We start from the raw sequence: 7,226 nt of genomic DNA on the forward strand, positions 1-7,226 counted from the left end.
AACACTCGCCCAGTAGTCCCCGAGGACAGGGACCTCCTACGGCCAGAGTGACAGACGGTGAGCGGGGGGCGGGGAGCGGGGAGCGGGGAGCCCACACGGTGGTAGACGCCACCTCGCCTCACGCTGTCTGCGGGCCGGCGGCGGACGGTCCGACCGTCGCAGCCGCCGTATCAGGGACGAAGCCAAGAACCTACATAGATTTCAGTTGACTGGCAGAGTGCTGGTATTAGGCGTGCGCAGTATTCCTCCTCGCGTGGCGGCCTCGTATCGTCTCGTGGCGGATCGGATTGCCTCGCCGGCTGACGGGGGCGGCGGCGGCTTCACGGGGCGCCGATCATGTTCGGCGAGGCGATGCAGCGGTGTGTCAGGACCGTCGTCGTGGGAGGTAACCGTTCGATCAGGGCGGTTTCAGGTTGCCGCCGATGGAGGAACGCTCCTTCTCGCGGAAATCTCACATGACCAGCTGCGTTGGGCCGCGCCGGGTTACACCTGAAGCGGTGGCCGGTAAGCCAGAGGGCGGGCCGGCGTGTGGAGGGTCCATGCCGCAGGACGTCGCATTCGATCTGCCCTTTCCGCTCCGCGTCCACCAGGACATGGAAGGCGCACGCGCTCGCAACCTCGCCTGGGTCCGTCGGCACGGGCTTGTGGGTGGCGAACGGTCGGTGGACTGGTACACCTCGTGGGACATTCCCCGGCTCGCCGCCTACGGCTTCCCCGACGCCACCGGACCGGGGCTAGATCTATGCACCGACGCTATGGCGTTCTTCTTCGTCTTCGACGACCAGCTCGACGGCCCCCTGGGTCGGGCGCCCGACCGCGTAGCCCGAGTGTGCCAAGGCCTGATCGACATCATTCACGGCACCTCCCCTCGCCACGGCGACGACCCGTGCTCGGTCGCCTTCGCTGACCTTTGGCGGCGCAGCACCCATGGTGCCTCGCCCGCCTGGGCGGCCCGGGTCGCCAGCGAGTGGGAGTACTACTTCGCCGCCCACGCCCACGAGGCGCTCAACCGGCGCCGTGGGGTGCCGGCCGACATGGAGCAGTACCTCCAGGTCCGGCGGGGCATCGCCGGGACGACACTGCCGCTGTCGCTGGGGGAACACGCCGCAGGCCTCACGCTGCCTCCAGCCGTGTTCCACAGCCCGCAGCTCAGGATCATGCGAGAGATCGCCATCGACATCACGCTGATGTGCAACGACGTGTACTCCCTGGAGAAGGAGGAAGCGCGCGGGGACATGGACAACCTCGTCCTGGTTCTCGAACACACCCGGCACTACACCCGCGACGAGGCGGTCGCTGCGGCTCAAGGGGAAGTCCACCGACGCTGCACCCGCTTCCAGGAGCTGGCCCACGACGTCCCGGCCATGTGCACCCACCTCGCACTCCCCGCCACGCAGCGCGCCACCGTGACCACCTATGTCGGCGTCCTAACCGCCTGGATCTGCGGCTATCACGCGTGGGAAACCGAGACCCTGYGCTACACCACCGCGCTGGAGGTCCTCCCTCGGACCGGCCCCGGATTCTTCGAAAACGTCTTGGAAGATCCAGGTCCCACTGATTCGTCAAGACCGTGAAGTCAATCTCTGCCGACCATTGGCGCGAATAAAACTCACTCGATTGGTGGAGTGCCGTTATTTGAACCCTGCCGTATTCGCGATCGCCGGCTCGGAGGCGGTCCGATATCCCACGCTGACTACGCGCCGCAGTGTAATGGCTGGGCCTCGCCATGGCTGACGGCAGCGGGGCTGGACCCGGCCGGCATCGCTCTTGGGCGTCAGGCCCCTTGGCTCGACACCGCGGTCTCGGTCCCGCGTAGTAGGCAGCCCTGCTCAATGTCCTACTGGCGGCGGGCCACGCTCGGCAACTGGTTGGACAAGCTGGCGCTATAGGCCGCCCGCGCGACCTTCCGCCGTTCCTGTCGTGCCCGGTAGTCCTCCCAAACGAGGTAGATCGTCATCACGCCGTAGGCGATTGCGGGTGCTATCACCCAGTCGGCTGCGGTGTGAATACCGTGGATGATCAACCCCGCCAGCGTGAGCGCCGCGGTGTAGGCGACGAACAGCGCCGCCGCTTTGATGCCGACGTGATGCTCCCGCGTATAGGCCGTTCCCGCGCTGCCCCCCAAGCGGGCGCCGTCGTCAGCCGTTCCGGGAGCGCCACGAGCAGCAGCTGTCCGCGCGCTGGACTCCCGCCTTGCCCGTCGAGCGGACCACAGGAAATACAGGCTCGTCGTGCCCACGAGAGCGGCCCGACGATCACCCAGTCCATGGACGAGTGGAACGTCCGCAGCCCTACCAGCACTCCCAGCCCGGCGATAGTGACGAGCAACGTGATGCCGATCATGGCGACACGCCGCTCGGACGGTACCGTCATGCCTCCATTATCGCAATCATCCTCACGCTCCGCCCCTCCCCACCCGACGCCCTACGTCGGTCGTCGCTGGCGCCTATGCAGAGCCTCACGAAGACTCAGTTAACTGGCAGGGTGCTGATATTCGAACCCTGTCGTATTCGACGATCTTGATGCGGTCTCGGTGCGGGGCAGTGGGTCCCGACGCTCGACCMGCGGTGCAGGCGCCGTCCGCGGCGCACAGGCGCAAACAGCGCGCCGTCGGTCATCATCGAACGGCGACGCAGCCGGCTCGGGGCGCGCCGACCAGCCGCCGTGCACGCGCGTAGAGCAGGAGAGACGTGTGCGAGACGAGTGGAGCGTCGATGCGCGCGTCGTGCGGGCGGCCCCGCGGGCGTCTGGGCCGGGAGCATTCCCGGCCCGACGTACTGCACCATCGGTATGCTTCCCAGGCTTCTAGGGAGGATTCGATGCGTCATCGGCTGCCGGCACGGGTGAGCGCTGCCGTGTCCTGGGTCGTCGTGGCCACGTGCGCGGCCTGCGCCAACGACCTGACTCCGCCGGAGGTCACCGGCAGCGGCACCACGGCGCGGACCGTCACGTCGGCGCCGTCGAGCGCCGCCGCGGACGGCAACGGCTGGAAGGAGTACCTCGCGTTCGCCGTCGGGCACGGGTGCTCGCTGGTCGGCGCGGACCCGGCCGTCACGCCGAGGATGGCGCTGGACACCGACGACGAGACCGAACGGGCCGACGGCACCGAATACATCATCACCGTCATGACCTTCCCGCCAGGCGCCGACGAGTACACGAGGCCGGTGACGCAGACGGTGCCGTACTTCGTGCACCGCAACGGCACGGTCACCGTCGCGCAGAAGCCCGCCGCGGCGAAGCCCTACGTCTTCACCGTCGACAACCCGGTCGTCTGGCCCAGCCCGACCGAACTCGCGCGCGGCGAGTCCCGCCGGTCGACGCTCACGATGGCGATGTCGGCGACGACCCCAGAGGCGCAGAACGAGATCCGCGACATGATCACGGACGGCGACGCGCTGAAGATCTCGATCACCTACACGGTGACGGCGGCCCCCAAGGTAGCCACCATCGCGACACCGAGCGGCACCTACCAGGACATCGTCGGGGTGACGGTCACCGAGACAGACGTCCACTACGTGAACGCGACGCCGTCCGCCGCGCAGGATGGGGCCGGCGTGCTGGCGACCATCCAGGGCAAGCCGATCACCGAGTACTTCGCGCGCGGCATCGGCATGGTCGAGGCACAGATCGGCGGGGACAGCGGCTACGTCCTGAAGCGGAGCGCCTGTAGCGGCTGATCCGGCTGGGCGCGACGCCGGCGCGCCGACGTGACCGCGAATCCCCCATGGAGACATCATCGCGGATCAGCCCGGTGACCGGCGGCATCCCCGCCCAGTCGGTCATGTAGCCGGCAGGCACGAAGACACGGTGCAGCGGGCTGCCGCGAACAGCAGCCCACGAAAAACTCCGCCGAGATGACCACGACAGYCGGCCACGCAGCGGTGTCCCTACTGGGAGCAAAGGCCCAKCCTCGTACTGGTCTGGGCGGTACGAGGGATCTGAATGCCGGCAGCTGCGTAGGAAGCATGGGTAAGGCCGGAGCAGTCGGTTAGGTCGACTGCGTCGAGCCCAGATCGGCGCGATCCGCGTGCCCACAAGCTGCTGCTGTTGTAGTTGTCCGGTCGCATGGCCACCACAAGTAGCAGCGAAGCGAGCTATGCCGAGGCGGAGCGGTCGGTTGGCGATCTGATCAACCAGTTCGGTCCGCCGATCCGCCACTCGACAACGCGGCAGCGGGCCGATCGTGCACCTGGAACGCGAGCTGTGAGACCTGCGCGGCGCCGCCCGGCGAGCCGTGCTCGCTGCACCACACACTGCTCGACCTCGGCGTCATCGGCCTCACCCCTGACCGCATGCTCAAGGTGTCCGAGCTCTACATCGCCCAGACGCCATCCGGCCGGGCGGTCTACGACCTCGCGGGACGCCCGCTCGCCTCCCCCCGCCCCGGCGAAGCTCTTGTGGACGTCGAGCACATCACCTGGCATGACCGGCAGGTCTTCCGCAGCAACGCAGCCTGAAGGGCGCGCCGCCGCAAAAATGACTACGGAGGAACTGTCCGATTCTGCTACGGTCGCCCTCATTGGGGGTGGCATGATCGAAAATTCGTCGGAGGCGGGCCCGTCGCTCGGAGCGCAGCTGGAGGCGTCCGCACGTGAATTCCTCGGGATCTTCGATGCGCTGCTAGCGGCCAGCGAGTTGCAGTTCGCGCCAGACCTCGCGATCCGCCATGTAGTCGCGAAGGCGGTTATCGAGCGGCAGACTTCCGCGCTGCGTGCGGCGCTGTTGCTTGGCGACCAATGCCTTGGCAACCTGGCAACCGCCTTTGTCCGGCAAGCATTCGAAGAGCAGATCTGGCTCGCGTACGTCGAGACTCTTGACGCCGAGCCAGGCGAGCGGCTGCTCACAGCCATGAGGCTCAACGACGCGTTGCGGGGGCTAGCCGCCTTTCACAACTATGCGGGCGCCGATGCCCTTCGAGGCGTCGGGTTCCCGTCCAGGTTCGCGGATGCAGCCGGCCGCGAAACGTCGAAGATCCGCGACGATCTACGAACACTCGGCCAAGAGTTGGGCTGGCCCAAGGGAACCGTCGTACCCTCCACGAACTGGGTCGCTGAGCGGGTCGGCGCCCAAGCCAGGTACGACTACTTGTTCGCGGCGACGAGCCGGGCGGTGCACTTCTCCGCAGGGGAGGCGATGCGTAACTCGTGGTGGGACAGCGACGGGCGGATAATGATGGCTTCAGAGCGCACGAGGCACCAATACGCCTTTGCGCTGCAGCAGCTGATCAACATCGCAGTGCGCACTTTTGCGAACGCTCTTGCGATCATTGGCCCGACGACCTCACTGGCCGGCCCGACCGAGGGCAGATTCACCGCGACCGTCGAGCGGTTCGCCGAGATTAAATGGGTTCCGCTGGTCATCACCGAGGAGTTCAACCTGTCACCAAGGCAGAGATCTCGATCTCGGGCATAACCGACCGTCTCTCGGGGGATCTGGTCGACTGGTGGATTCCGCCCGCTTCTTCGGGCGAATCAATCCTCTTTAGGCTGGTGGAGTGCAGTTATTCGAACCGTGCGGTATTCACCCTGCTGTCGACCTTGAGGGCCTTCCGGGAACGGGCCGCGTGGGCGAGCTCGGGTGAGCTGGCACGGTCGCGCCCGCCCGTCTCCCCCTCCTCCGAGCTTGCGCTGAAGGGGACGGTTGGCCGTGGTGGCGCCAGATTTATCGCTTCGCAACGGGCAGCAGGCCGCGGGCCAACGACGTGTGACAGCCGGGTCGATGACCATGCATGCTGTCCGGGAGCATGCCGTGCGATCTCGTCGCGCATGCCTGGGATCGGGGGTACGCATGGGAGAAGGGCTCACGACTGGCGAGATCGGCGCACTCGCGGAGCTGTTCACGGATCCGCTGTCTGCCGGTCAGTTGTTGAACGGGGCCGGTCTTCGCCGAGCGCATCATCCAGCATGGGTGGCGGGACTGAGCGCGCACCTTTTCTGGTCGGAGGTGTCGCGCCTGCTTGCCGCGGGTGTGTTGGCTGACGGCCGGGACCGGCTTCTGGCCGCGGCGCATGCCTGGTTTCCCGCCAATCCGGCGTTCGTGGGTGGCCCGCTGCCCGGCGGCGCCGCGGGCGACGTGGTCGCCGCGGTCGTCGCCGCCCGCCTGGCCTGCCTAGAGGTCATGTGGCTGGTCGCAGACGCCACTGCCCGGTCGTTCGGTAGCGCCGTCGCCCGCAAGGGAGCCCGCAGGTTCGCCCAGCGCGCTGCCCGAGAACACGGCACTGACGCCGACGCCCTTCCGGCTGGCAACGCCCGAGGCCTCGCCCGCGCGGGCGGCGACCGACTCGCGGACTGGCTCGACCAAGGGCGTGGCCGTTCCCTTGACCGCGCGCACCAGCTGACCGACCAGCTGGCCGCCGCCTTGGACCGCGCCCGTGAACTTGGCGGCGATGACAGCCCCGGGCTCGACCGGGCGTGTTACCTGGCACACGATCTTGTCAACCGGCTACGGATCCCCGCCCTTCGCGATCTGCGGACAATGTTGGACACGCTCAACGACCTCGGCGAGCACCTGATGGGCACGGTCACGGTCGAGGCCTCCGGACTGGACCTGTCCGCGCTGAAGGGCGTCGGCCTCGACGGCCTCGACCTGCTGGCCGGCGTGACCTGGACCGAGGAGACAACCTGGCCACCTCACCTGACCGAACCTCTACGCGCACGGTCCATCGAGACCAGCCCCGGTATCTACCAGATACGCGGTGACGAGGCCTGGGCACTGGCCTTCGCGGACGTCGACCGGCAGCTCGACGACGTCACGGCCACGCCAGCTCCCACACAGCGTCGCGAGACGAGCGGACCAGAAGACATGACCAGCGACGAACCCGCCTGGGCGTATAGCCAAGAGCCCGAGCCTTTGCCGCATACAGACCAGTAGGCGGAACGTTAACGATGCGGGCGCGGTACCTTAATGACCCGCTGACGACCGGGCCCCACGGTCGCGGCGGCCTCGGCCAATAAAGCTCATTTTCCCGGACGTGTCGCTCCAAAATAGTCGTCTCCCGCCCACCTGTACGGGGCGACGTGTACCACCTTGCCCTGTCCCGGAGCGCTGATCATCTGGCCGTTTCCGATGTAGATCGCGACGTGGTGGATGTTGGTGGCGGTGCCGTAGTAGACAAGGTCGCCGATCTGGAGTGGTTCTCCGGGTGGGACTACGGGGCCGGCTTCGTACTGGGTCTGGGCGGTGCGGGGCAGGTCACGGCCGGCGGCGCGGTAGGCAGCACGGGTTAG

7 protein-coding genes are annotated in these 7,226 nt (G+C 67.4%); 5 read left to right on the top strand and 2 right to left on the bottom strand.

All coding sequences use genetic code 11. From position 1 onward, the window contains the following. Nucleotides 1-539 precede the first annotated feature (539 nt). Nucleotides 540-1,574 carry a terpene synthase family protein gene (locus tag BCD49_RS39375; RefSeq protein ID WP_071042530.1) on the top strand — a complete coding sequence of 345 codons (1,035 nt, stop codon included), beginning with the start codon at nucleotides 540-542 and terminating at the stop codon, nucleotides 1,572-1,574. A gap of 263 nt (nucleotides 1,575-1,837) precedes the next feature. Here BCD49_RS39375 and BCD49_RS39380 read toward each other — a convergent pair whose 3' ends face one another. Then, complete coding sequence (locus BCD49_RS39380; RefSeq protein ID WP_007516021.1) at nucleotides 1,838-2,125, bottom strand: hypothetical protein; 288 nt, start codon at nucleotides 2,123-2,125, stop codon at nucleotides 1,838-1,840. Nucleotides 2,126-2,819: 694 nt separating this feature from the next. Between BCD49_RS39380 and BCD49_RS39385 the strand changes: the two genes are divergently transcribed. From BCD49_RS39385 to BCD49_RS39395, 4 genes are all read left to right on the top strand, one after another. Next, a complete protein-coding gene (locus BCD49_RS39385; RefSeq protein ID WP_007516022.1) occupies nucleotides 2,820-3,677 on the top strand; it encodes a hypothetical protein in 858 nt (285 codons plus the stop codon). Between the two features lie 615 nt (nucleotides 3,678-4,292). Next, nucleotides 4,293-4,457, top strand: coding sequence for a hypothetical protein (locus tag BCD49_RS43895; RefSeq protein ID WP_007516024.1), 165 nt, complete (start codon nucleotides 4,293-4,295; stop codon nucleotides 4,455-4,457). A gap of 73 nt (nucleotides 4,458-4,530) precedes the next feature. Beyond that, entirely contained in the window at nucleotides 4,531-5,412 is an 882-nt protein-coding gene (locus BCD49_RS39390; protein ID WP_007516025.1) for a hypothetical protein, read from the top strand. A 375-nt stretch (nucleotides 5,413-5,787) separates the two neighbouring features. Continuing rightward, the gene (locus BCD49_RS39395) at nucleotides 5,788-6,870 is read left to right on the top strand and encodes an effector-associated domain EAD1-containing protein (protein WP_007516026.1); all 1,083 of its coding nucleotides are present in this window, start codon (nucleotides 5,788-5,790) and stop codon (nucleotides 6,868-6,870) included. A gap of 86 nt (nucleotides 6,871-6,956) precedes the next feature. Here BCD49_RS39395 and BCD49_RS41745 read toward each other — a convergent pair. Beyond that, the coding region (locus BCD49_RS41745; protein ID WP_198939491.1) for a C40 family peptidase at nucleotides 6,957-7,226 on the bottom strand (270 nt) is incomplete at its 5' end.

It is taken from the genome of Pseudofrankia sp. EUN1h (assembly GCF_001854645.1).
GTDB lineage: Bacteria > Actinomycetota > Actinomycetes > Frankiales > Frankiaceae > Pseudofrankia > Pseudofrankia saprophytica.

Excerpts from the sequence above, each read along its gene's own strand:
- BCD49_RS39385 (WP_007516022.1), top strand. The coding sequence starts at position 2,820 with ATGCGTCATCGGCTGCCGGCACGGGTGAGCGCTGCCGTGTCCTGGGTC.
- BCD49_RS43895 (WP_007516024.1), top strand. The coding sequence starts at position 4,293 with ATGCTCAAGGTGTCCGAGCTCTACATCGCCCAGACGCCATCCGGCCGG.
- BCD49_RS39390 (WP_007516025.1), top strand. The coding sequence starts at position 4,531 with ATGATCGAAAATTCGTCGGAGGCGGGCCCGTCGCTCGGAGCGCAGCTG.
- BCD49_RS39395 (WP_007516026.1), top strand. The coding sequence starts at position 5,788 with ATGGGAGAAGGGCTCACGACTGGCGAGATCGGCGCACTCGCGGAGCTG.